Source organism: Halobacterium sp. KA-4 (genome assembly GCF_021028995.1).
Lineage (GTDB): Archaea > Halobacteriota > Halobacteria > Halobacteriales > Halobacteriaceae > Halobacterium.
The window spans coordinates 62,808-83,854 of record NZ_JAJJZG010000005.1; the positions used below are offsets into that span (position 1 = coordinate 62,808).

A 21,047-nucleotide genomic window follows, 5' to 3' on the forward strand; every position below is an offset into this window, starting at 1 on the left:
ACTCTGGCAGCTCCGTCACTCGCTCTGTGGCTCCTGGGGCGTCGGTCGTTCGCTGGCCAGCCGAATCGAGTAGTTCACGAGCGCCTCCATGCGGTCCAGTGACTCCATCGCGGACGCCAACTCTGGCGTCTCGCCGGTGGCCGCCCGCGCCGCTGCCAGGTCGTCGCGGAGCACGTCGATGGATTCGTGGAGGTCCGAGGAGAGCAGGTTCGTCAGTTCGAGCAGGTGGTCGCCACGCTGAATGTCCTCGTCCTCGACGACCGTCCGGAAGTGCACGGAGAGGCCGTCCTCCGAGGGGAACGCCCGCACCTCGAACGTCTTCTCTAAGGGCTGGAAGTATTCGCGGAACGTCACCGGCTCCTGGGCGGCCATCGCGCGGTGGTACTCCGTGTAGAAACTCGTCCCGACGGCCCCGGGGAACGCCTCCCAGACGTTCTCCCCGATGACGTCCTCCGCGTCCACCTCCAGAATCTCCTCGGCGGCGCTGTTCACGTACGTGAACCGCCAGTCGCGGTCGAGCGCGAAGAAGCCGTCCGTGATGCGCTCGTAGACGTTCCGCGCGAGGTCGTTCAACATCGCAACGTCCTGTTCGGCTCTGTAGGACGCTGCTGCGTCGTGGCACGCGTCGGCCAGTGCCACCAGCGGGTCGCCCTCGTCGCCGTGTCGAACGTACTCGGTGACGTCCAGTGAAATGGCGCTGCTGGCTATCGAGTCGGCGTTCGCGGCCTCGTAGACGACGACCGGGACCGCCGGGTCGGTGTCGCGGACGAGCCGCAGAACCTGCAGGCCGTCGGTGCCGTCAGCCGCGTGTTCTACGGCGATGCAGTCGACGGCCTGCTCGGAGAGCACGCCGAGGGCGGCCGCCGCGGTCGGCAGCGCGGTCACTGTCAGCGACGCGTGTTCGGGGAGCGCGCGCTCGACCGCCGCGCGCGTCCGCTGGTGTGCGCTGACGAACAGGACGTGCATCGGTTCACCCATATCGGGGAGTCACTCGGGTGATAGGGAAGCCCGCGGGTTAGTTACTTGTGGCTTCCTCGTGGGCCTGGAGGTCGTGGAACACCGCGAGGAAGTCGTCATCGTCGAGGTCGGTGACGCGCTGGTCGAGTTTCGAGCGGAGTTCGCGAATGTCCTCGCAGAGCTGCTGGTAGCGTTCGTCGTCGGCGAGTTCGGCATCGGTCTTCGTCGTTTCGATTGTCGCCCGCTTGGACGCGAGTGCGAAGTACTGCTGGACCTCCTCGTTGTACAGCGAGCGAGCGAGCAGTTGCTTGACGAGCGCTTCGAGTTCGTCGCGCTCGATGGGCTTGACGACGTACGTGTCGAAGCCGAGTTCGAGCGTGTCGAAGTCGGGGTCGACGGCGGTCACCATCGCGACCTGGCAGTCGTAGCCGTGCTCGCGGATGGCGGCGAGCACGTCGTCGCCGGAGCGCTCGGGGAGCCGGCGGTCGAGCAGGACTACGTCGACGTCCTCGTCGAGCTCGTCGAGCGCGTCCGCAGCGCTGTACGCCGTCCGCACGTCGTAGCTGTCAGCCAGCCAGTCGGCGAACAGCTCCGCGAGTTCGCGCTCGTCCTCGACGACGAGCACCGTCGCCGGTTCAGGCATCTCGGTCTGACCAAGTTCGTCGGTTCGTTTAACTCTTTCCCGGTGCGTATCAATTATCACCCGACGGCACGCGGATGCTAACCGTATTCTCGTCGGGGACGGTGACCGCCGCGCCGCAGTGGCGGGCGAGCCAGTAGACCACCCACAGCCCGATGCCGGAGCCGTGCTGGAGCGACTCCTCGGTGAGACCGCCCAGCGCACGACGCTCGTGCTCGGGAATCCCGGGGCCGTTGTCCGACACCCGGACTTCGACGAGGTCGTCGTCACTGGCTGTGACGGTCACCCGAGGCGGGTCGGCGTCGTTGTGTTCGACCGCATTCGTCAGTAATTCACGAACGGCGAGCCGGAGTCGGGCGTCGACCTCGGCGTCGACCTTACCGTCCAGCTCGAAGCTCGCGTCTGGGTACTCCGAGCGGGCTCGCTGGATTTCCGTGTCGAGGAGACTGTCCAGGGGGACAGTACCCGCGTTTTCTTCGCCGAGTACGCGTTCGACCACCCGGGCTTTCTCGCTGACGTCGAGCAGGTCTTCGGCGGCGGTCACGATGCTGTCGACGTCCTCGTTGTCGCCGCGGTCGGTGAGTCGCTCGGCGCGGCCGAGCACGACGTTCAGCGAGTTCCGGACGTTGTGCCGGAGCACGCGGTTCAACACGCGTAGGCGCTGGTCGCGCTCCTCGCGCGCAGTGACGTCCCGGGACACCCAGATGTAGCCGCCGCTGGACATCGATGTCACGGACAACTCTTGGGGGTACGTGCGCCCGTCGTCGCGGTGCGCGGGCACGTTCCCGTGCCAGTGGTCGTCGCTTTCGCCGTTGGCGTCGAGTTCCTCGAAGACGCCCGCGAGGCGGTCCTCGGCGTCGGTCGGATAGTACGTCGTCCAGTGGGTGCCGACGACGCCCCCATCGCCGGTCGTGTGGTAGGCATCCCGGAACGCCGCGTTCGCGTACACCACGCGACGGTCCGCGTCGAGGACGGCGACGCCGTCCATCGCGGCGTCGAGCGCCTGCCTGAGGCGGGTGTGTGCGTGCGAGCGCAGGCGGTCGCGCTCGCTGTACGTACCGGCGATGGCCGCGCCGAGCGCGCCGACGCTCGTGTGCTGGATGAACACGTGGTCGACGCCGGTGCCGACGCCGTACGCGCCCACGAACATCGCCCAGAGGTCGAGCGCGAGCACGATGCCGGCACCCGCGACCGCCCACGCGAAGACGACGTCGCCGCGCGCCACGTCCGGGCCGCGCACCCAGAACCAGACGCCGTACCCGAACACCCCGACCGCTGGCAACACGGTGGCTGCGACCACGAGTGGTTCGTTGTGGCCGTGCGTGTGGAAGTGGCTGATTGCAGCCACCGTGAGGGCTGCACCGAGCACGACGACGAGCCAGTTGCGGGCAGGCTGGCGGTCGACGAGCGATACTTCAGAGGGCGACATGCTCGTCGGAATCAGTTTGGTGTATAAAAATCCACGCGCCGGATTATCAGTCTCGGAAATCACGGCACTGGACGCGCGCGCCAGCGCCGTCGCGACGGTGGCGTGAACGAACCGCTTTTGCCCGGGCGGACGCTATCGGAATCCGATGGACGTACTCGTGGTGGGGGCCGGCGACGTCGGCCGCTGGTTCGCGGACCTCGTCGACGCGCCGGTGACGTTCACCGACGTCGACGAGGACCGCGCCCGAGCGGCCGCGACGGAGCTCGACCGCCGAGCGGCGGCTGTCCCGCTGGACACCGAGGAGTCGTTCGGTATCGTCGCCGTCGCCGTGCCGATGGGGGCGGCCGTCGACGCCATCGAGCGCCACGCCAGCCGCGCCGAACAGGCGATCGTGGATTTCACTGGCGAGATGCGCGGCCCGCTGGCGGCGATGGCGTCGACGGCACCCGCTCGCGAGCGTGTGAGTTTCCACCCGTTGTTCGCGCCCGAACACGCTCCCGGCCGCATCGCGGTCGCGGAGAGTGCGCCTGGACCGGCGACCGACCGCGTCCGTGAGTGGCTCGAAATCGCGGGCAACGACCTCGTGGACGTCGGTGCCGCAGAGCACGACGACGCGATGGTGACCATACAGGGGCGAGCGCACGCGGCGGTGTTGGCGTTCGCGCTCGCGGCCGACGACGTACCCGAGGACCTCGCCACGCCGGTCTACGAGGACCTCGCGGCGCTCGCCGACCGCGTGACCGGTGGGAACGCCCGCGTGTACGCTGACATTCAGGACGCGTTCGGCGGCGCGGACGACGTCGCGGCGGCCGCCAAGCGGCTCGCTGACGCCGACCGCGAGGCCTTCGAGGAGGTGTACGACGATGCCAGTCGATAGGGAGGCAGTGCTGGACGCCGCGAAGTACCTCCGTGACGTGCGGCCACTGGACCCCGACGAACTCCGGGAGTACGTCGCCGACCAGCCCCACGAGGCGGTCGTCCGGCAGGTGCTGCGCGAGCACGCAGCCGACCTTGGTATCGTGGAGCGAGAGGACGGCACGTTCGTCCCCGCCAGCGACGAACCGGTCCACCCCGACTTCGACGGCGTGGACGCGCTCCCTCGCGAGTACGAGCGCGTCGTCGAGGACTTGCTCGTCGACCAGTGGGGGACCGACTGGCACCGCGGCGACTCCGGGAAGCGCCTGCGGGAGACGATTCGGCGCTTCAAGGAACAGTACTACCGCCAACACGCCGTCGAGTACGACGAGGAGGTCGCGCTCGGGTACGCAATCTACCACCTTGCGACGTACTACGCCGCGATTCAGTACGTGCTCGACGACCTCGCGGAGGGCGACGTGCTCTCTGGGGGCCTCCGCGTGCTGGACGTGGGCGCGGGCGTCGGCGGCCCGGCGCTCGGGCTCTTCGACTTCCTGCCCGACGACGCGCTCGTGGAGTACCACGCCGTCGAACCCAGCGACGCCGCGGACGTGCTGGACGAACTGCTCGCCGAAACCGGGCGGAACGTCCACCCGACGATTCACCGGGAGACCGCAGAGGAGTTCGACCCCGACGGTGAGTACGACCTCGTGCTCGCCTGTAGCGTGCTCAGCGAACTCGACCAGCCGGTCGAGACCGCCCAGAAGTACGTCGACGCGCTCGCCGACGACGGGACGTTCCTCGGGCTCGCGCCCGCGGACAAGCACACGAGCACGCACCTCCGCGAGGTCGAGCGCGACCTCGAAGCACGCGGTGCGACCGTCTACGGCCCGACGCCGCGGCTGTGGCCGGGCGAGCGCCCGAGCGACCGCGGCTGGACGTTCGACGAGCGTCCCGACGTCGACGTGCCGAGCTTCCAGGAGCGCCTCGCGGGGGCCAGCCAACGCCCCTCGGAGTTCTACCACACCGAGGTGCGGTTCTCATACTCGCTGTTGCGGACGGACGGCGTCCGCCAGCACGACGTTTCGCTGTCTGCCGACCGGCTGTTGAAGCTCGCGGACGCCGACGACCGCGTCACCGACCGCGTGGACGCGGTGCTCGCGAAACTCTCGCGGAACCTCGCCGACGAGGACGCCAATCCGCTGTTCAAGGTCAGCGATGGCAGCGAGAACGAGGAGTGTTACGCGGTGCTCGTCCGGCCGACGAGTCTCAACCGCGACCTCCAAGCCGCCGAGTACGGCGACCTGCTCTCCGTGGAGTCCGCGCTCGTACTCTGGAACGACGACGAGGAGGCGTACAACCTCGTCGTCGACGAGGAGACGGTCGTCGACGGGGCGTAGCGGCTGCGGACAGGTCGCCGCGCGAGGGGGTATTTTATGCGGGTTCGTCCGCGAAGGCGACGTATGACACTGGAAGGTCTCGACGACCTGGACCAGCAGATACTGCACGCGCTTCAGGAGGACGCCCGCGGCACGTCCTCGCAGAACATCGCCGACAGTGCGGGTGTGTCCGCGAGTACGGTCCGCAACCGTATCCAGCGACTGGAGGAGCGCGGGATACTGCGCGGCTACCACGCGGATGTCGACTACGAGCAGGCCGGCTACCAGTTGTACACGCTCATCGTCTGTACGGCGCCAGTGACGCGCCGCGAGGAGTTGGCGGCGGAAGCACTGAGCGTGCCGGGTGTGGTGCGCGTCGAGGAAGTGATGACGGGTGCGGAGAACGTCCACGTCTCCGCCGTGGGGACGGATAGCGACGACCTGAGCCGTATCGGTCGCGACCTCGACGACCTCGGGCTGGAGGTCGTCGACGAGGACCTCATTCGGAGTGTTCACTCCGGTCCGTACGAGGGGTTCGACACCGACGCACCGGACGAGAGGTGATTATATTCCTTATATTTTGACGACTCAGCAGAAAGTTCGGTTACTTTATGCGGTTCCGTCCGATACGAGTGGGCAAGGAGCGACACTCGAAGCGACAGGTGCGCTTACTAACGCCCATGAGTTCATCCAAACACACGACAGACCAGGCGCGACAGCGGGACGACGTGGTGTTCGTCGTCGGTGGGGCCGCCGTCGGGCGCGCCGTCGCCAACCGACTGGCGGCCGACGGCGAGACCGTGACACACGTCGGCCAGTCACCATCGACTGACCCACCTCCAGGACAGACTGCCCACGTCGTCGACACGCTAGACGCCCACTCGCTGCAGGGTGCCGGCCTCGCCGACGCGACCGCAGTGCTCGTTCTCGAACCCGACGACGCCACTAACCTCCTCGTCGCACAGCTCGCACGCACCCGATTCGGCGTCGAACGAGTGCTCGTCCGAACGAACGACCCCGACAGAGAATCTGCTTTCGAGCTCGGGGACGTCGAGACTGTCGACGCCGCCACGGTGCTCGCTCGCGCCGTCACCGACCGGTGGTAGCGTGCGAGTGAGGACACTCCCTGCCGATAGCACAGCGCGACGACCACCGCATCTCACAGTAACTTCCTCATGAAAAAACTCGAACGAGACCTCGGCCTCGGCGCGGTTTTCGCGATCAGCGTCGGTGCCATGATTGGTAGCGGCATCTTCATCCTCCCGGCGCTCGCGCTCAAAATCGCCGGCCCCGCGGTAATAGTGGCGTACCTGTTGGCGGGCTTGCTCGTGGTTCCCGCCGCCCTCTCGAAGTCCGAGATGGCGACCGCGATGCCCGAAGCCGGCGGCACCTACCTCTACATCGAGCGTGGCATGGGGCCCGTCTTGGGCACCATCGCGGGCGTCGGTACGTGGTTCTCGCTGTCGTTCAAGAGCGCGCTCGCGCTCGTCGGCGGCGTCCCCTACCTCGTGTTGCTGTTCGACCTCCCCGTGAAACCCGTCGCACTCGGGCTCGCCGCGTTCCTCATCCTCGTGAACCTCTTCGGCGCGAAACAGACCGGCCGCCTGCAGGTCGTCATCGTCTCCGTGATGCTCGCAGCCCTGGGCTGGTTCGTCGCCGGTAGCGCCACCAAGACCCAGCCCGAGAACTACCAGAACTTCTTCACTGGCGGCATCGAGGGCCTGCTCGCGGCGACCGGCCTCGTGTTCGTCTCCTACGCGGGCGTCACGAAAGTCGCCAGCGTCGCCGAGGAAGTCGAGGACCCCGGCAAGAACATCCCCATCGGCATCCTCGGGTCGCTGGCGTTCACGACCCTGCTGTACGTCGGCATCGTCGCGGTGATGGTCGGCGTTACGGAGGCCGGTAGCGTCGCCGGCTCGGCCACTCCAGTCGCGGTCGCCGCGGAAGTCACACTCGGCCAGTGGGGCGTCTACGCGGTCATCGGCGCGGCGCTGCTCGCGCTCGTCTCCACCGCCAACGCCGGCATCCTCTCGTCGTCGCGGTACCCGTTCGCGATGAGCCGCGACCAGCTCGCGCCGCCCACGTTCGCGGAGATTCACGAGCGGTTCGGCACGCCGACGACCGCCATCACGCTCACGGGCGCGGTCGTGCTCGCGCTCATCGCGTTCGTCCCCATCCTCGAGATTGCGAAGCTCGCGAGCGCGTTCCAAATCCTCGTGTTCGTACTCATCAACTTCGCGCTGGTCGCGTTCCGCGAGGGGTCGACGGAGAACTACGACCCCGAGTTCGAGTCGCCGCTGTACCCGTGGATGCAGGCGTTCGGCGTCGTCAGCGGCGTCGTGTTGCTCACTCAGATGGGGTGGGTACCGCTGGTCGGCGCGGTCGTCATCACCGTCGGGAGCGTCGCGTGGTACTTCGTCTACGCTCGCTCGCGCATCCGCCGCGAGGGTGCCGCCACAGACGTCATCCGCCGTCGGCTCGGCCGTGACGTGCTCACAGAAACCGAGGCGTTCGTCGACAGCGACTTCGCCGACGAGGACACGCCGGAGGTGTTGGTCGCGCTCACGAGGGAAGCCGACACCGAGCGGGAGCGTGCGCTCCTGTCGTTGGCCGCAGACCTCGTTCGCCCGGAGGACGGCCGTGTCGTCGTCGTTCGCTTCGACGAGGTGCCCGACCAGGTGCCCCTCGACCACGCCGCGGAAGTGCAGTCGCCCGCCGACGTCCGCTTCGAGGAGCAGACTGGGGAACTCGCCGACGAGTTCGACGTCGACGTGGAGTTCGGCGAAATCGTCAGCCACGACACGAAACACGCCATCGTGAATTACGCCGAGCACCGCGGCGTCGAGGCCATCGTCGCTGAACACGAGCGCCTCCGCCTGCGGTCGCGGCTGCTCGGCGACCCCATCGACTGGGTCGTCCGCCACGCCCACTGCGACGTGTTACTCGTCGAGAACCGCGGCTACGACGACCCCGAGCGAGTCGTTCTCGAAGGGGACGGTGGGCCGTTCGACCCCGCTACGGTCGCCGTCGCAGACACAATCGCGGGCGAAACCGACGGCCACGTAACCCTCCTCTCCCCGCTGGGCGACGACCTGCCCGAAACGCGCACGGAGACGATTCGAGCCTACCAGAGCGAACTCGCGGGGCTGCTGTCTGCACCGGTCCGAACCCGCGACCGGTCGGCCGGCGGCAGCGACCTCGACCCCGACGTCATGATTCGGACGGGCGTGCAGAGTCGCGTCCGTGGTGGCCGCGGCGACTACTCGCCGAGCGCCGCCGATTCCACCGAGGTCACCGTCTACCCCCGGGAGTCGCGACGGCCAGGGTTCGTGCGGCGGGTCGTCGAACGCCTCGTGTTCTGACTTACGCCGACACGCTTTTTCCCCACCGGGGTGACTCCCCGCCTAATGACAGACGTGCCGCCGGTGGTTCCGCGATGAGCGACGAACCCGAAATCCTCGTCACTAACGACGACGGTATTAACGCGCCCGGAATCCGAGCGCTCGCGGAGGGGCTGGACGAGGTCGGGAACGTCACCGTCGTCGCGCCGACGACCGACAAGAGTTCGACCGGACGCGCGATGTCCCACGAGGTCACCGTTGAGGAGCACGAACTGGGGTACGCCATTGACGGCACGCCGTCGGACTGCGTCGTCGCGGGACTGGAGGCGCTCGGGCCGTACCCGGACATCGTCGTCGCGGGCGTCAACGAAGGTGCGAACCTCGGGATGTACGTGCTCGGCCGGTCGGGCACCGTTAGCGCAGCTGTCGAGGCTGCGTTCTTTGGCGTCCCCGCAATCTCGTCGTCGCTGTTCCTCACCGCGGAAGACTTCGGCAAACCCACCGAGCCCTCGGACTACGAGGCAGCCGTCGACGCGACCACGTACCTCGTCGAGCACGCCGTCGACGCCGGCGTCTTCGAGCACGCTGACTACTTGAACGTGAACGCGCCCCATCCGGGCGCTGATGCGTCCGACGAGATGGTCGTGACTCGTCCCTCGCACGGGTACGACATGACCGCCGCTCGCGACGGCGGCACCATCACGCTCCACGACCGGATGTGGGACCGTATGGACGAGGGCGACATCCCCGACCCGCCTGGCACGGACCGCCGCGCCGTCGTCGACGGTCACGTCTCCGTCTCGCCGCTCACCGCGCCGCATACCACCGAGCACCACGAAGCGCTGGACGCGCTCGCGGAGACCTACGACTGACTGGCACGCGAACTCTTCCTGATTGATCCCCGCAGCCAGCTATTTATAGCGTGCGAGGGAATACCACACTCGATGTCGTCGCCGCCAGACGGAGTCCTGCCGCGCGTCACGGGGTTCGCTCGCAGGCTTGTCGCGCGCCTGCGCCCCGAGCGAATCGCGCTCACCCCGCCGCCGATGACGTTCACGGACGGCGAGGACCGCGAGGTCGACGTGCGCGCCTACGAGGATGGCGACGTCGAATCGCTCGTCACGATGTACGACGACTTCGACCCCGCCCAGCGCGCACAGGGAACGCCACCGCTCGCCGAAGACGCGATTCGTGACTGGCTCGACGGCGTCCTCGACGGCCCGAACGTCGTCGCAGTCGTGGACGGCGACGTCGTCGGACACGTGATGTTCGTCCCGGACGACACTGGTCGCCACGAACTCGCCATCTTCGTCCACCAGGACTACCAGCGCGCGGGCATCGGCACGAACCTCCTCGCGGTCGGCCTCGAACACGCCCGCCGCGAGGGCGTCGAGTACGTCTGGCTCTCCGTCGAAGCGTGGAAGCGCGACGCCCAGCGACTCTACCAGCGCGCCGGCTTCTCGACGGTGAACCCGATGGGTGCCGCCTACCGCATGTCGCGGTACCTCTGACGGGGTCGTTCGATTCCCGCGCGTCCGGACCCCAGCCAGCATTTATGTGGATGTGAACGAGTCCACCGGTATGGACGACGTCGACTTCGACGAACTCGTCTCGTCACTGACGCCGCGCGAGGAGAACAGCGCGCTCAAATCCTACCAGAACACCGTCTCTGTGTCGTGTCCCGCCTGCGGCGACCCCTTCGACGACCTCGTCGTCTGCAAGGACAACCCCACGAGTCTGAACCTCTCGCGGCAACTCGACCTCTGCGTCGGCGTCGACGACGGCCGCGCCATCATCTTCACGCACAAACCCTAGTCACTGCACGACGGGTGTCGCCAGCGTCGGCTCCCACTCCAGACCGCCTTGGTAGTGGAACGGCTCGTCGTGTTGTGGGTCGAGCACCGTCAGCGACAGCCAGCCGTTGTCAAAGAGTTCGGCGACCTCCTCGTGCTCGCGGAGGACGTCGGTGACCCGTTCGACTGGCGCGTGAATCACCGCGGTCAGCCGGAGCGGCTGGTGGTAGGGCTGGTCGTCGTCGACGTTCAGTGACTGCAGCGGCAGTCCCGTCATCAGGTCGCCGCCGTTGCCCTGCAGCACGCCGACGTTGCCGGTCGGGTTCTGCGTGGTCTTCGACCCGCTCCCGTAGACGGCGTTGTCGACGGTCGCGAAGTAGTACTGGCTGTTGATCCACTGGGTGACCACCAGCGGCCCGGTCATGATGGCTTCCAGCGCGTCGCCCTCGGCGTCCGTCGTCCAGTCGTAGGAGTGCAGGAACGCACGGCCGTCGAGGTTCTGGTCCTCGGTTAGCCCGCGCGGCCCGATGACGAACGAGGCGTTGCCGGCTAGTCCCCACTCGGGGCGCGTCTCCGCCCAGTCGGCGGTCCGGCACTCCGTCTCGCTGACTGCGTCCGCGGCACCGCCCGTGGGCATCGACTCGACACGTTCGGCCGTTGCGGCGGCGCGCGCGTCTTCGAGGTCCTCGCGCAAGCGTTCGATGTCCGCCTGGTGGCTCTCGGGGACGTCGCCGTCGAACAGCGTTATCTCGTCGGTGGTCGTGTTGTGTTCGGCGGCGAGGAACACAGTATCGTCGGGAATGTCGAACCCGCGGTCGCGGAGCGCGGACTGTACCTCGTCGTCGTTGCAGATTGTCGCGAGGACGCGCGCGTTCGGGCCGCCGGGGTTCCCGGCGCACGCCCCGCAGTCGAGACTCGACCCGAACGGGTTGTTCGTCGTCTCGCTGGCGTGCCCCGTGAAGACGACGAGGCGTGCGAACTCCGTCCAGCCCATGAGGTCGAAGGCGTTCTCGGCGTAGGTGACCCGCTCCTCGAAGGTCATCCCCTGCTGGAGGTCGCCGTGTGCTCCTGGTTCGTGCTCGACTGTGGGAGTGCAGAACTCGGCCGGTTTCGGGACGCGGTCGTCGACCGCGTTGGAGGCGCTGGCCACGGCCGACGGCAGCAGGGTCCGGGCTGTCAACGCCGCTCCGTAGGCACCCCCGCCACCCTCGACGAACGTGAACGCGGCGGCGAGGTTGCTCTTCAGCGACTTCAGGTGCTTCTGGGTCGCGGCCACTAGATTCGTCCACCGGTCGTGGGTCGCCCGTGCGTCTTGGTGGGTGCCGTTCGGCTCGTCTGTGACGCGGTGCTCGGGGTCGACAATCGGCGGGCACGCGTCGCTCTCGGCCTTCGAGTCGTATCCTTGGAAGCGCATCGGGACGCCGAAGAAGCCCGCGTACCCGTGCGTCTCGTAGGGGCCGGCGGCCTCGACGTGGCGGCGAATGACCTCCGAGCGCGTGTCGATACAGAAGACGAGTTGGGCGGCCGGCCGCGGGTCAGTCTCGGTGGACGACGAATCCGACACCGACTGGTCGATGCCATCGAGGAGGTGGTCGCGGTAGGTCTGTTCCCACGCGGTCAACCAGATTTCGGGGAGCGGGACGTCTTCGTCGACGGACGGCTCGTCGCGGTCGGGTTCGACGGGCGCGTCCAGCAGGTCGCACAGCGTCAACCGCACCGCGAGGTAGTCCAGCAGCGTCACGGGCGCTGCGTTCTGCCACGCTCCGTCGCGGTCGGCGCGCTGCTTGACGAAGCCGGTCCAGCCGGGCAGCGCGGCGAGGTGGTGCTCGAACAGCAACTCCCAGCGGTCCTGTGGGTACTCGCTCAGGGACGTCTCGAGGGCTGCACTCGCAGTCTCGGGGAGGTCCGCGGGACTGTGACAGCCCAGAATTTCGTCGTCGTGTGGGGCGAGGGTGCGCCACGCGGCGTAGAATCCGTCTTCGCGGTTCGGCATCGGCCACTCCGCCCGCCCCTCGTCGACGAACGCTGCGAGCCACTTCGACAGCACGCGGTCGACCGCTTCCGTCGCCGGGTCGACGTCGGCGCCCCGCTGGGACGCGGTCTCCATCTCGTCGAGCAGGGATTCGGGGTCGTCGGAGATTCCGTGGGCGTCCAGCTCCGCGGCGAGGCGGTCCGGGTCGATGCGGCCGTCCTCCCAGGCCTGCCGGAAGACGGCCGGCTGCGGGTAGCCGCGGCCGCCGAACAGGCGCTCGCCCTCGGCAACCGCGTCCGCGAACGGTTGGTCTTCGAACCCCGAGAGGGGGTTTGCCGTGACGAACGAGTGCAGCGGCCAGACCGAGCCGACGGACTCGGCCGCGCGCTCGATGCTGTCCTCGATGGCGTCCTGGTTACGTGTCATCGTAGTCCTCCTTGCGCGTGAGTACGGTGTCCGGAGCCGGCTGTGCGGCGTTCAGCAGTGCGACGTAGAGGCGTTCGCTGCGACGGTGCCAGTCGAACTCCGTCGCCACGTACGCGGCCACGAACATCGCGGCGGCCACGGCGTGGACGACCGTCAGTTCGGTTGCTGACTCGGCCACCGCGGCGCCCACGATTGTCGTCGAGACGGCGTTGAACGCGGCGGCGTAGCCGCCGATGGCGGTGAGGACGACGAGCGGTGTGCTGGCGAGCCTGACCGTCGGTGAGATGGTCGTCCGGCGGAGGATATCGCGCGAGGCGTGCATGGTCGTCAGGACGACGACGAACGCCAGGAAGAGTCCGCTGTCGACCTTCGTCCCCTTCCCGGTGAGCGTGGCGAACAGGACACCGCCGCCGACGGCCGTGAGAAGACTGACGAGGACGCTCGCGACGGACAGCCGGGGTTTCCCCGAGTTCTTGGGCACCGTGTGTTCGACGGCGGAGCCGGACGACAGGAATAGGTACGCCTTGTAGAAGCCGTGGAGGATGAGGTGCGTGATGGCCGCGGCGAAGAAGCCGAGCCCGCACTGGAGTATCATGAACCCCATCTGGGCGACGGTGGAGGCGCCCAATTTGGACTTCACGTCCGTCTGGACGAGCAACAGTGCCTGTCCGAACAGGGCGCTGAACGCGCCGACGAGGACGATGCCGGACATGACCGCGGGCTCGTCGACGAACAGCGGCGAGAACCGGGTGAGGAGGATGCCGCCGGCGTTGACGAACCCCGCGTGCATCAGGGCGGACGCCGGCGTCGGCGCCGTCATCGACGACAGCATCCACGTGTGGAACGGGAACAGCGCTGACTGGACTATCGCGGCGAGGAACAGACAGCCGACGGCGGCGAGCGCGAGCGGGCGTGGAATCGTTTCGAGTTGCCCGAGGATGCCGGTGATCGTCGTCGTGCCCGTCGCCCAGGACAGGATAAGTAGGCCGATGCCGAGCAGGGCGCTACTGGCGAGGAAGTACCGGCGAGCGGTCCGAGCGGCGGCTTGGGCCTGCGTCCAGTCGCGGACGTGCCCGATGAGTGACGCCATCACCAGGCCCATCGTCAGCCACGCTGCCGCGAACAGCGCCACGTGGTCGGCTGCGGTCATCGTCATGACGGCGAGTGTGAACGCGATGGTCCGCGCGTAGAAGCGGTCGAGGTCGCGGTCGCCGGCCATGTAGCGGCGGGCGTAACTGTGGACGATGCCGCTGAAGAACGTGACTGCGACCCAGACGACGGTGGTCAGCCCGTCCACGACGACCGCGTCCGCGAACGCCCACTCTCGGCCGCCTCGGACCGTCAGCGTGAGGGCGCCCAGGCTGAGGACGAACAGCAACCAGACGGCGTAGGTCGCGGCTCGCGGAAGCAGCGAAGGCGAGGGGGTCGCGGTCTCGGAGAGCGGTGCGGTGTCGTTCGACTGTGGTTGGCCAGCCATTTTCGGAGTCTCTGCTCGACCAGCGGCGTCGTCGCGTCGGCGCCACCGCAGACGAACTGGTCGACGTTACTCCACGGTAGAACAGACTGGTTATTATATCCTTCTGTACTAACGAAGTGTTCGTAGCAACTTCGCGAAGTAACAACACGGTCGATAATGTGGGTTCGTCTGGCCGGGAGCGAGAACCGCCGCAGCCTTCACTGCGACGAGAACCCCTCGAACGGGGTCGACTCGTGACTACGGACGAGCACCTCGTCGACGACGGACAGCCCCATGTCCAGCAGCGCCTGCGCAACCGGCGTGATGTCGCTGTCCGTCTCGCCGACTGCCGTCACGAGCAGGTTCTCCTCCCCAGTGACGAGCTCCTGAACAGACACCACGCCCGGGATGTCCAGCACGTCCTCGATGAGGTTCCCACGCTCCGGAATCGGCGCCGTACAGAACAACAACATCCGGAGCGGGAAGCCGGACTGCTGGTAGTCGACGTCCGCACTGTACCCCTTGACGACCGACTCCGACTCCAGTCGTTGGATGCGCTTGCGGACCGTGCTCGACGACGTGTCGGTGCGCTCGGCGATGTCGCCGGAGGAGAGATTGCGCGCGTCCTCCTGGAGCGCGTACAGAATCTCGCGGTCGGTTTCGTCGAGTTCGTACTCCGTCATACGCTCACGTCGCCGCCGAGCGCATAAGGAACTTCGGCTGCCCGACACGCCCGCCAGTCACCTCGCCGCTCACCGTGGCTCGATGCTCACCGACAGGTCGTCGACGTAGTGAGTCGCGTCGGCTTCCCAGATGACTGCCGTCCCGACCGCGAGGTAGAGCGTGTCCGTGGACAACTCGGGTGTCGTCCACTCGAACTCGTACTCGTGCCAGCCGTCCGCGAGCCACAGCGGCTCCCGCAGGCCACCGTACGGGGTCACCCCGTGCTCGGACGTGTTGACGCCCGGCTGTGGGAAGTCCTCCTCGACCTCGGGCGGTTCCGGGGCGAGGCGCATCACGGCGTGACGAATCGTGTTGAACGACTCCGACTCGCTCCAGAACTGTCCCTCGACCTCGATTTCGTACGCCTGTCCCCGTTCGACCGGAACTGGGTGGACGGCCCACGTCACGCCGTCGTCGTAGTCGCCTTCGTTCCACACCCGTAGCGACTGGTCGCCAGTCGCCGCTTGCGCGTCCGAGACGTCGACTTCCCACTCGAACTCCGCGAGGTCGACCTCCGGGCCGATGGCCGCGCCAGTCTCCCAGTCGCCGAGCCCGTCCTCGAAACTCTCGGTGAACTCCGCATCGTCGTCATCGTCGTCGCCGGGCACGACACAGCCAGCGAGTCCCGCGATTCCGGCAGCCGCACCCGTTCGAAGTACGTCTCGTCGTCGCATTACTGCAAGCCACTCCGGCTGGCGACATAACCGCTCTGGCACCCCTCACTCGCCGTCCCAGTAGTCGACGGCGTCCTCCACGCGGTAGTAGCCGTGATGCGAGCGCTCGCCTCGCCCTCCAGGTGGTGCGCCGACGAAGACGCCGACTTTCCCCGAGTCCGGATAGACGGTCACGTCGGGTTCGTTCATCGTGGAGACGGCGAGATAGCGTAGTGGTCCCTCCGAGTCGTTGATGACTTTGTGGCCGCCGGACTCGTCGGCGGGGAGCGCGGCGTAGTCGCCCGCTCGGAGCGGCTGCGTCTCCCCGTCGAGACGGAGCATCCCGGTGCCCGCGAGCACGTACAGCGCTTCCTCGTTGGCGGTGTGGTAGTGGTACGGCCACGCCGCCTCGCCCGGCGGCAGTTCGTAGAGACTGCAGCCGAGTTGGTCGCTGCACGCTGCTTCGCCCAGTTGCTTGCGGCGCACGTGCATCTCCTCGTCGGCGACGTCGGTCCAGTCGAGGTCGGCCTCGTTCACGAGGGACATGGGTCGCGCTACGGCGCGACCTGAGTTGTTTCTTCGGCCGCATCGAGGCCGCCTTTGGACACTGCGGCTATATATCCCTCATAGTGATACTTAACACGCGAGACGCAGTGAACGTCCAGTCGCATGCCCTCCACGAAGCGACGCACCTTCCTCGTCAGCTTGAGCGCGACGCTCGCTGCCGTCAGCGGCTGTACCAGCCCGACGTCCGAACAGCCCGCGCACACAGTCTCCGTGTATCTGGTCGACGAGGACGACCCGCGTGAGGTCACCGTGGCCGTCGAAGCCGAGAACGGCGACACTGTGTTCGATCGAACATACGACCTTTCCGAGCGCAACGAAGCCGACGAGGACGCGACGTTTCTCGAGTCTACAGCTCCTGAAACCGTCGTCGTGACCGTCGACGGCCGGCGCTTCGAGCGCGACTGGCCGGGCTTCGAACAGCCGGAGTTACCCTGTAATGGACAGAACTGGGCGGGAATCGAGGTCTGGGTGTCGAACGAGGACGGGGAGCCGTCCGTTCGCATCGAGCCGAACTGCCAGCACGTGACGGTGTCGTAGTTCACTGACTCTGTGGTTCCGCCGTAATCCACTCCTCGCTACTGGAGAGCAACACGAGCTGGTCGGTCACGTCCTCCATCGCGTCGACGAGCCGGTCGAACAGGGACGCGAACTCCCGGTACACCATTGGCTGGGGGATGGCTTCGTCGGCAAAGACGTCGGCGATGACGGCGTTGCGGACGCCGTCGCACTCGGATTCGGTGGCTCGAATCGTCTCTACGTGCCTGGCTATCGACCCCGTCTCGGTCGAGGAACACAGCAGGCGGACGAACTCGTGGACGGCGTCGGCGAGCGCGGCCATCGCCGTCGTCGCGTGGTCGACCATCTCTCGGTATCGTCGGAAGCAAGAGACCCGCCGTTCTGGGGCGATCGTCACGAGGTCTTCGGCGATTTGTTCGGCCGTGTTCGGAATCTCGTCGAGCAGCTGGTAGAGGCGCACGACCTGTTCGGCGTTGAGGTGCACGCGGGAGTTACGGATGCCGAACTCCCTGACGGTCGTGTTCGTGATGAGCGCGCTGAGTCGTCGGCTCTGTGCGTCGCAGTCGCTTTCGAGGCCCCGAATTTCCTCGACGAGGTGTCGGGCGGAGTCCCCGGGCTCGTAGTTCTCGACGAGTCGTGACAGCAGGTCGACGCACTCGCTGATGGCGTCGAGATACGCGTCGGTCTGCTCGACGACCTGCCTGGAGAACTCCGGAGCACCCTTGGATGACATCGATTCGAAGTCGGGTCCAGCAGTCGCAAAGAGGTTGATATGAGTGCTCCGTACCCCACAGTGTGGGACTATAGACGTGCTCGTGGCGTCCCTTCATTGATTCTCCTGCTTCGATGGAGTCGACGTCTGCCAATCGACTGGATGGGCCGTTATTTCCACGCCAGCCTTTATCGATAGCCTCAGTGTAGTGTTCGGTATGGATTCCCGAGAACGACGTCAAACCTCGACCGGCACTGCAGCACTCGTCGGGACTGTCGTCGGTCTCGGCGTGGTGTGTCTGTACCTCGGCCTCGGCCTGCTCGTCGCAGGATGGAAAATCAGCGACTTCCTCCTTCGACTTTCGCCGAGTACTGTCGGGTATTTCGTCGGCATGATTGCTCTCGTCGTCGTCTCCGTCGGCCTCCCCATCGCCGTGTTCCTCCGATTTCAGTTGGTTAGCCCGCTCGTGGTTCTCGTGCTCGCAGCACTCGCGTGGCTCGTCCTCGGCGCAGTACAGGGCTTGCTCTCACTCGAGACGATTTTCGGCCTCGCCCTCTACGCAGCGTACCTTTCGCCGATTGCCCTCGTTCTCTACGGCGTTCTCGGTGGAGGCGAGTATCTGTTCCGAACCGAGACGAGCCGCCCGTAGAACTCGTTCTACGTACGCTCTGTCCTCGTCGACTTGCGCTAGTCGCTCTGATCGTACAGCATCGAGTGAGTCCGTGGAACGAACAGCCGATACGCCGTGTCCGTATTTCGCGCCTTCGAGATTGTCAGTCAGACTGCTCCTGGCTGTCGGATTCCGGGGAGCTATCGAGGATACGGAATCCGTCATCTTCGTGGCGGCCGGTGAGTTCGCGCTGGGGGAACGGGATCTTCACGTCCTCCTGATTGAACGCGGTTTTGACGGCGTAGATGACCGCCTGAGCGGCGCGCCACTTCCGCTGGGGGGTTGGATTATCGATCCAGACGCGAATTTCGAGGACGACCGCGGAATCACCGAAACGAACCGGCAGTACCTGTGGGGCGGGATGGCTCATTATTTCGTCGAGGTCGCTGATTGCCTCACGTGCGATGGCTTCGGCGCGCTCAGGATCCACGTCGTAATCGACTCCGACCTCGATGGTGTGGCGGAGTTTTCCTTCGTCGCTGCGGTTGATGATTGTGCGGTTGCTGACCGCTTCGTTCGGGAGGACGACGTGTTCGCCGTCGAGATTCCGGAGTCGCACGTGGTTGATCGAAATCTCGGTGATGAACCCTTCGTGGTCGCCGATGCGAACCCAATCCCCGATTTCGAAGGGGCGTGAGAGCATGAGCACGAAGCCGGCGAGAATCGAGCCGAGCGTGCTCTGGAACGCCAATCCGAGGATGATGCCGAGGACGCCAGCGCCCAACAGGAGGTCGCTAATCTGGATGCCCCAGAGGGAGAGCGTAGCGACGCCGGCTGCGATGTAGATGACGACCTGACTGATGTAGAAGAAAATCCGGCGTTGGTGCTCGCTGGTCGCACGACCGTTCGAGCGGTTATTGCCGAGGAGGATGCGCTTGACGACTTGCGTAAACGTGTGGGCGGCCACGAAGAGAAAGACCGTAATGAGGATGCGAAGTGCCGTATTCAAGCCGAACTCCAGCACACCCGTCATCGAGACTAACGCGCCGGTCGCTCCCCATCGCTGAACCAGGACGACCGCGACGCCACCGGCGAGGACCAACAGCAGGAGCGAACGGGCGAGTTTGGCGTTCACCGCTCGGAAGCGTGCTTCCAGCAGCGTTCCGACGTACCAGATGCCGACACCGGCAAGCATCGCAGCAGCGATTACTGCCAGCGTTTCGTCAACCGGGATATCGGACTGTAGCGGTGTCAGCAACACCGGCTCTGTACCCGTGTACTCGGTCACGAGCGTACCTACGGAGTGTACGTCGTTAAACTACCGACAGTCGGACAGTCTGCACCGAACCCGGTCATCGCACGAAGCGGTGGTCGTGCTCCTGATTCAGAAGTTCTGTCGCAACGTCTCTCCAGCCAGGTTCGTCGGTCAAACTGGCGACGAAGTTCGTATCGACCAGAACTTTCATCGGCGCTCGCGCACGTCCCGAACTGCTTCGATGGAGTCGATATCGACGCCTGCTAGCTGATAAGTTGGCGTGCGAGTCGAGCAAAATTCGACTATTAAGTGGTCAACTTCGTCTCCAGTCTTTCGGGAGACGCCGCCAGAGTGGCAGAAATATGGCCCAAAAGGACACGAAGCTGACGACAATTGCGATGATAAGTAAATCATTACCTCTTATGCGTAGGACATCGAAACAAAAGCGGAGAACGAGGAAAACTCCGAATCCCCATATGGCAAAGGCTCCCCCTTGCCTCAGGGTCATCCACGTCGGTAGTGTTCAGATAAGCTGATTCCATGCGAAGCTGAACGATCTGAGCCAGTCGTCGGCGGTTTCTGCTTCGGCGTTGCTGAAACAGTTTGAGAAACAGAGTGTCCGTCGTTTTATCTCTCGAAAAACACGTTCGACAGCCTTCCGATTTCCATGTTTCTCGTATCTGAAATCGTAGCCGTGGCGGTGACACGCATCTTGCAACGAGTGCGAGCCATCGACGAGAAACACAGCGTTAACGAGACGCAATGCGTCTCGTTCGCACACCAGAAACGCAATGCGTTTCTGGGGACGTCTTCGACGTCGTGTTTCTCGGAGAGTTCAGCGAGAAACGAATGAGCGAGAACCTTCGTAGTCGTCGTTTCAAGCTTTGTATGGAGTAATTCGTTTGTTTCAGGATCGACAGCGGCGTACAGCCAGTACTGCTCGTCGTTGAGTTGGATCACAGTCTCGTCGACCGCGACGTGATCCGGAGACCGACCAGAGTCAGGCTGTAGATCGGCCTTGTGAACCCAATTATGAACGGTGGACCGAGCACGCTCGACACCAAATATCTCAAGAATAGAGACAGTATTTGAAAGCGATAGTCCAGCAAGATGCAGCTGAATACTGAGCTTCATCAGCAGCTGCGGTGTCGCTTCTCGCTCCACAAAACCTAACCCGATCTGGTCGATACAACCGTTGAGGCTAGCGTTCTCCGCCATGGACACGCAGAAAACGCTACGTCTCACCTTTCAATCCTTATCTGAACACCGCCATTCGGCCATTCTACCGTCAATGAACGTGTCGAAGACAAATATCGTGAAATACTGCTTCGGTCAAGAGACCAATAGAACTGCGATAGCAACCCTCCTCTCAGTAGCAGTATTCTCAGCAGTTTACATTTCGTCACTATATAACACAGATATTGTCCCGCTCCTCGTAAACACTACGCGAGGCGGCGTTGTCGTGTTGCTCCTACTGGCCGCTGCATACTACTATCACGATAATCGAGGGGTTCTGGTCGCCTTCCTCATCGTCTTCGCTCCCATCTACGCAGTTTTCATTCGACTCGTTGAACTTGGGAATATTGCACCCAGCCCCCTCAGGGAAGCAGTCGTCGAAGCCGTACCGTTAACCCTGCTGTTCGCCGTTCCAATCACTATTCTCTCTATCGGCCTCGCACTCGTCTACGAAAGATTCGCCACGAACTAACCTGGCCACGCAACAGCAACAATCTCCGTCAAGCGTCACCAGAAGGCCGGGAAGA

Annotated in this window: 21 protein-coding genes and 1 pseudogene; 11 read left to right on the forward strand and 11 right to left on the reverse strand. The window is 65.4% G+C overall.

Annotated features, from left to right (window positions below):
* Positions 1 to 15: 15 nt before the first annotated feature.
* From LPA44_RS06815 to LPA44_RS06825, 3 genes are read right to left on the reverse strand one after another with little or no spacing between them, the layout of a single operon-like run.
* A complete protein-coding gene (locus tag LPA44_RS06815) occupies positions 16 to 978 on the reverse strand; it encodes a PAS domain-containing protein (protein WP_230888838.1) in 963 nt (320 codons plus the stop codon).
* Between the two features lie 37 nt (positions 979 to 1,015).
* The gene (locus tag LPA44_RS06820; RefSeq protein ID WP_230888839.1) at positions 1,016 to 1,600 is read right to left on the reverse strand and encodes a HalX domain-containing protein; all 585 of its coding nucleotides are present in this window, start codon (positions 1,598 to 1,600) and stop codon (positions 1,016 to 1,018) included.
* A 49-nt stretch (positions 1,601 to 1,649) separates the two neighbouring features.
* Complete coding sequence (locus LPA44_RS06825; protein ID WP_230888840.1) at positions 1,650 to 3,026, reverse strand: ATP-binding protein; 1,377 nt, start codon at positions 3,024 to 3,026, stop codon at positions 1,650 to 1,652.
* 145 nt (positions 3,027 to 3,171) lie between these two features.
* Between LPA44_RS06825 and LPA44_RS06830 the strand changes: the two genes are divergently transcribed.
* The 8 genes from LPA44_RS06830 to LPA44_RS06865 all read left to right on the forward strand — a co-directional run bounded on the left by LPA44_RS06830 (position 3,172) and on the right by LPA44_RS06865 (position 10,416).
* Positions 3,172 to 3,903, forward strand: a complete 732-nt coding sequence (locus tag LPA44_RS06830) for a prephenate dehydrogenase/arogenate dehydrogenase family protein (RefSeq protein ID WP_230888841.1) — start codon at positions 3,172 to 3,174, stop codon at positions 3,901 to 3,903.
* Positions 3,890 to 5,281 carry a small ribosomal subunit Rsm22 family protein gene (locus tag LPA44_RS06835; protein WP_230888842.1) on the forward strand — a complete coding sequence of 464 codons (1,392 nt, stop codon included), beginning with the start codon at positions 3,890 to 3,892 and terminating at the stop codon, positions 5,279 to 5,281. Before LPA44_RS06830 ends, LPA44_RS06835 begins: the two co-directional genes overlap by 14 nt.
* 63 nt (positions 5,282 to 5,344) lie before the next feature.
* Positions 5,345 to 5,824, forward strand: coding sequence for an Lrp/AsnC family transcriptional regulator (locus tag LPA44_RS06840; RefSeq protein WP_230888843.1), 480 nt, complete (start codon positions 5,345 to 5,347; stop codon positions 5,822 to 5,824).
* 116 nt (positions 5,825 to 5,940) lie between these two features.
* Positions 5,941 to 6,366 (forward strand): NAD-binding protein, encoded by a 426-nt coding sequence (locus tag LPA44_RS06845; RefSeq protein ID WP_230888844.1) that lies wholly within the window; start codon positions 5,941 to 5,943, stop codon positions 6,364 to 6,366.
* 69 nt (positions 6,367 to 6,435) lie between these two features.
* Positions 6,436 to 8,622 carry an amino acid permease gene (locus tag LPA44_RS06850; RefSeq protein WP_230888845.1) on the forward strand — a complete coding sequence of 729 codons (2,187 nt, stop codon included), beginning with the start codon at positions 6,436 to 6,438 and terminating at the stop codon, positions 8,620 to 8,622.
* Positions 8,623 to 8,696: 74 nt separating this feature from the next.
* Complete coding sequence (gene surE / locus LPA44_RS06855; RefSeq protein ID WP_230888846.1) at positions 8,697 to 9,473, forward strand: 5'/3'-nucleotidase SurE; 777 nt, start codon at positions 8,697 to 8,699, stop codon at positions 9,471 to 9,473.
* A gap of 72 nt (positions 9,474 to 9,545) precedes the next feature.
* On the forward strand, positions 9,546 to 10,112 hold the full coding sequence (locus LPA44_RS06860; RefSeq protein ID WP_442903369.1) for a GNAT family N-acetyltransferase: 567 nt from the start codon (positions 9,546 to 9,548) through the stop codon (positions 10,110 to 10,112).
* A 70-nt stretch (positions 10,113 to 10,182) separates the two neighbouring features.
* Complete coding sequence (locus LPA44_RS06865) at positions 10,183 to 10,416, forward strand: DUF7385 family protein (RefSeq protein ID WP_230888847.1); 234 nt, start codon at positions 10,183 to 10,185, stop codon at positions 10,414 to 10,416.
* Here LPA44_RS06865 and LPA44_RS06870 read toward each other — a convergent pair whose 3' ends face one another.
* The 5 genes from LPA44_RS06870 to LPA44_RS06890 form a co-directional block, all read right to left on the reverse strand.
* Complete coding sequence (locus LPA44_RS06870) at positions 10,417 to 12,792, reverse strand: DUF2309 domain-containing protein (protein WP_230888848.1); 2,376 nt, start codon at positions 12,790 to 12,792, stop codon at positions 10,417 to 10,419.
* Positions 12,782 to 14,269 carry a proton-conducting transporter transmembrane domain-containing protein gene (locus LPA44_RS06875; protein WP_230888849.1) on the reverse strand — a complete coding sequence of 496 codons (1,488 nt, stop codon included), beginning with the start codon at positions 14,267 to 14,269 and terminating at the stop codon, positions 12,782 to 12,784. Before LPA44_RS06875 ends, LPA44_RS06870 begins: the two co-directional genes overlap by 11 nt.
* A 197-nt stretch (positions 14,270 to 14,466) precedes the next feature.
* Positions 14,467 to 14,931 (reverse strand): Lrp/AsnC family transcriptional regulator, encoded by a 465-nt coding sequence (locus tag LPA44_RS06880; RefSeq protein WP_230888850.1) that lies wholly within the window; start codon positions 14,929 to 14,931, stop codon positions 14,467 to 14,469.
* 69 nt (positions 14,932 to 15,000) lie between these two features.
* Positions 15,001 to 15,645, reverse strand: a complete 645-nt coding sequence (locus tag LPA44_RS06885; protein ID WP_230888851.1) for a hypothetical protein — start codon at positions 15,643 to 15,645, stop codon at positions 15,001 to 15,003.
* Positions 15,646 to 15,690: 45 nt separating this feature from the next.
* Positions 15,691 to 16,170, reverse strand: a complete 480-nt coding sequence (locus LPA44_RS06890; RefSeq protein WP_230888852.1) for a cupin domain-containing protein — start codon at positions 16,168 to 16,170, stop codon at positions 15,691 to 15,693.
* Between the two features lie 123 nt (positions 16,171 to 16,293).
* Here LPA44_RS06890 and LPA44_RS06895 point away from each other — a divergent pair, with 123 nt between their 5' ends.
* Positions 16,294 to 16,728 carry a hypothetical protein gene (locus LPA44_RS06895; protein WP_230888853.1) on the forward strand — a complete coding sequence of 145 codons (435 nt, stop codon included), beginning with the start codon at positions 16,294 to 16,296 and terminating at the stop codon, positions 16,726 to 16,728.
* Position 16,729: 1 nt separating this feature from the next.
* Here LPA44_RS06895 and LPA44_RS06900 read toward each other — a convergent pair whose 3' ends face one another.
* On the reverse strand, positions 16,730 to 17,440 hold the full coding sequence (locus tag LPA44_RS06900) for a DUF47 family protein (protein ID WP_230888854.1): 711 nt from the start codon (positions 17,438 to 17,440) through the stop codon (positions 16,730 to 16,732).
* Between the two features lie 196 nt (positions 17,441 to 17,636).
* Between LPA44_RS06900 and LPA44_RS06905 the strand changes: the two genes are divergently transcribed.
* The gene (locus tag LPA44_RS06905) at positions 17,637 to 18,068 is read left to right on the forward strand and encodes a hypothetical protein (RefSeq protein WP_230888855.1); all 432 of its coding nucleotides are present in this window, start codon (positions 17,637 to 17,639) and stop codon (positions 18,066 to 18,068) included.
* A 124-nt stretch (positions 18,069 to 18,192) separates the two neighbouring features.
* On the opposite strand, the gene LPA44_RS06910 is transcribed toward LPA44_RS06905, so the two are convergent.
* Both LPA44_RS06910 and LPA44_RS06915 read right to left on the reverse strand, forming a co-directional pair.
* A complete protein-coding gene (locus LPA44_RS06910) occupies positions 18,193 to 19,317 on the reverse strand; it encodes a mechanosensitive ion channel family protein (RefSeq protein WP_230888856.1) in 1,125 nt (374 codons plus the stop codon).
* Positions 19,318 to 19,807: 490 nt separating this feature from the next.
* A pseudogene (locus LPA44_RS06915) lies at positions 19,808 to 20,502 on the reverse strand (IS6 family transposase).
* A gap of 97 nt (positions 20,503 to 20,599) precedes the next feature.
* On the opposite strand from LPA44_RS06915, the gene LPA44_RS06920 reads away from it, so the two are divergent.
* Complete coding sequence (locus tag LPA44_RS06920) at positions 20,600 to 20,992, forward strand: hypothetical protein (RefSeq protein WP_230888857.1); 393 nt, start codon at positions 20,600 to 20,602, stop codon at positions 20,990 to 20,992.
* Positions 20,993 to 21,047: the final 55 nt, after the last annotated feature.

What these genes read in the sequence shown, in the direction of transcription:
- LPA44_RS06815 (WP_230888838.1), bottom strand. Translation starts at nt 978, where the DNA reads ATGGGTGAACCGATGCACGTCCTGTTCGTCAGCGCACACCAGCGGACG.
- LPA44_RS06820 (WP_230888839.1), bottom strand. Translation starts at nt 1,600, where the DNA reads ATGCCTGAACCGGCGACGGTGCTCGTCGTCGAGGACGAGCGCGAACTC.
- LPA44_RS06825 (WP_230888840.1), bottom strand. Translation starts at nt 3,026, where the DNA reads ATGTCGCCCTCTGAAGTATCGCTCGTCGACCGCCAGCCTGCCCGCAAC.
- LPA44_RS06830 (WP_230888841.1), top strand. Translation starts at nt 3,172, where the DNA reads ATGGACGTACTCGTGGTGGGGGCCGGCGACGTCGGCCGCTGGTTCGCG.
- LPA44_RS06835 (WP_230888842.1), top strand. Translation starts at nt 3,890, where the DNA reads ATGCCAGTCGATAGGGAGGCAGTGCTGGACGCCGCGAAGTACCTCCGT.
- LPA44_RS06840 (WP_230888843.1), top strand. Translation starts at nt 5,345, where the DNA reads ATGACACTGGAAGGTCTCGACGACCTGGACCAGCAGATACTGCACGCG.
- LPA44_RS06845 (WP_230888844.1), top strand. Translation starts at nt 5,941, where the DNA reads ATGAGTTCATCCAAACACACGACAGACCAGGCGCGACAGCGGGACGAC.
- LPA44_RS06850 (WP_230888845.1), top strand. Translation starts at nt 6,436, where the DNA reads ATGAAAAAACTCGAACGAGACCTCGGCCTCGGCGCGGTTTTCGCGATC.
- surE (WP_230888846.1), top strand. Translation starts at nt 8,697, where the DNA reads ATGAGCGACGAACCCGAAATCCTCGTCACTAACGACGACGGTATTAAC.
- LPA44_RS06860 (WP_442903369.1), top strand. Translation starts at nt 9,546, where the DNA reads ATGTCGTCGCCGCCAGACGGAGTCCTGCCGCGCGTCACGGGGTTCGCT.
- LPA44_RS06865 (WP_230888847.1), top strand. Translation starts at nt 10,183, where the DNA reads ATGGACGACGTCGACTTCGACGAACTCGTCTCGTCACTGACGCCGCGC.
- LPA44_RS06870 (WP_230888848.1), bottom strand. Translation starts at nt 12,792, where the DNA reads ATGACACGTAACCAGGACGCCATCGAGGACAGCATCGAGCGCGCGGCC.
- LPA44_RS06875 (WP_230888849.1), bottom strand. Translation starts at nt 14,269, where the DNA reads ATGGCTGGCCAACCACAGTCGAACGACACCGCACCGCTCTCCGAGACC.
- LPA44_RS06880 (WP_230888850.1), bottom strand. Translation starts at nt 14,931, where the DNA reads ATGACGGAGTACGAACTCGACGAAACCGACCGCGAGATTCTGTACGCG.
- LPA44_RS06885 (WP_230888851.1), bottom strand. Translation starts at nt 15,645, where the DNA reads ATGCGACGACGAGACGTACTTCGAACGGGTGCGGCTGCCGGAATCGCG.
- LPA44_RS06890 (WP_230888852.1), bottom strand. Translation starts at nt 16,170, where the DNA reads ATGTCCCTCGTGAACGAGGCCGACCTCGACTGGACCGACGTCGCCGAC.
- LPA44_RS06895 (WP_230888853.1), top strand. Translation starts at nt 16,294, where the DNA reads ATGCCCTCCACGAAGCGACGCACCTTCCTCGTCAGCTTGAGCGCGACG.
- LPA44_RS06900 (WP_230888854.1), bottom strand. Translation starts at nt 17,440, where the DNA reads ATGTCATCCAAGGGTGCTCCGGAGTTCTCCAGGCAGGTCGTCGAGCAG.
- LPA44_RS06905 (WP_230888855.1), top strand. Translation starts at nt 17,637, where the DNA reads ATGGATTCCCGAGAACGACGTCAAACCTCGACCGGCACTGCAGCACTC.